Origin of the sequence: Herbaspirillum lusitanum, assembly GCF_026127345.1 — a bacterium.
GTDB lineage: Bacteria > Pseudomonadota > Gammaproteobacteria > Burkholderiales > Burkholderiaceae_D > Herbaspirillum > Herbaspirillum lusitanum.
This window is the reverse complement of the sequence record NZ_QXFG01000024.1, coordinates 1-442: the sequence shown is the minus strand read 5'-3', so window position 1 is coordinate 442 and position 442 is coordinate 1. Positions and strand designations below refer to the sequence as shown.

Sequence of the window (442 nt, the reverse complement as noted above, 5' to 3'; positions counted from 1 at the left end):
TGCTCGCGATATGCTCTACCCGGAGCGTATTTATCAGGAATTTGAAGGTGATAACGCCACCTGGTGGAACTTCGATCCGCGCGTTGAGTGGCTGATGGGCTACCTGACCAGCCATCGCTCTCAGAAAGTGCTGGTGATCTGCGCCAANCCAAAGCTGCCACTGCGCTGCAACTGGAGCAGGTACTGCGCGAACGTGAAGGTATTCGCGCTGCGGTGTTCCACGAAGGTATGTCGATTATCGAACGTGACCGCGCTGCCGCCTGGTTTGCCGAAGAAGACACCGGCGCACAGGTACTGCTGTGCTCAGAAATCGGTTCTGAAGGACGTAACTTCCAGTTCGCCAGCCACATGGTGATGTTTGACCTGCCATTCAACCCGGATCTACTGGAGCAGCGTATTGGTCGTCTGGATCGTATCGGCCAGGCGCACGATATTCAGATCC

General features: G+C 55.8%; 1 protein-coding gene. It reads left to right on the top strand.

Translation table 11 applies throughout. From position 1 onward, the window contains the following. Nucleotides 1-228 precede the first annotated feature (228 nt). Nucleotides 229-442, top strand: a 214-nt coding sequence (locus tag DXT88_RS23465; protein ID WP_456152240.1) for a helicase-related protein, incomplete at its 3' end; no start/stop codon positions are given.